The organism is Yokenella regensburgei ATCC 49455, assembly GCF_000735455.1.
Lineage (GTDB): Bacteria > Pseudomonadota > Gammaproteobacteria > Enterobacterales > Enterobacteriaceae > Yokenella > Yokenella regensburgei.
Genome location: NZ_JMPS01000046.1, coordinates 1 through 701 on the forward strand (window position 1 = coordinate 1; position 701 = coordinate 701).

General features: G+C 60.9%; 1 protein-coding gene. It reads left to right on the forward strand.

The features are described from left to right. Nucleotides 1-701, forward strand: a 701-nt coding sequence (locus GYRE_RS14290; protein ID WP_038256131.1) for a VENN motif pre-toxin domain-containing protein, incomplete at both ends; no start/stop codon positions are given.

Sequence of the window (701 nt, forward strand, 5' to 3'; positions counted from 1 at the left end):
CCTGAGCCGTGATACGGAACACGCCAACGACAGCATCAGCCCGATATTCGACAAGGAAAAAGAGCAGAACCGGCTGAAAGCGGTGGGGCTTATCAGCGACATCGGCGGTCAGGCGGCGGATATTGCGCGTACGCAGGGCGAGATTAATGCGCTGAATGCGGCGAAAGAAAAATACGGCGAACTTAAGCCGGGTGCGACGGAAAAAGAGCGGCAAGACTGGCTTGGGAAACTGCGCAATTCGCCGACATACCAGGACGAAATGAAGAAGTACGGCACGGGCAGCGACATTCAGCGCGGTATCCAGGCAGCCACGGCGGCGCTGCAGGGAGTCGCTGGCGGGAATATCGCCGGTGGTCTGGCGGGCGCTTCGGCCCCGGAGCTGGCGAACATCATCGGGCATCGCGCGGGTATTGATGATAACGAAGGCGCGAAAGCGATAGCTCATGCGATTCTGGGCGGCGTAACGGCAGCCCTTCAGGGCAACAGCGCGGCGGCGGGTGCGGCAGGTGCGGTCGTGGGTGAAGCCATCGCGCACCAGCTCTATCCGAATACGCCAACAGAGAAGCTGACGGAAGAGGAAAGGCAGACCATCAGCACGTTGTCGTCCATCTCGGCGGGCATTGCTGGCGGAATTGCAGGTGGTAATACCGCTGGTGCCGCGGCCGGGGCGAGTGCCGGGAAGAATGCGGTTGAGAATAACT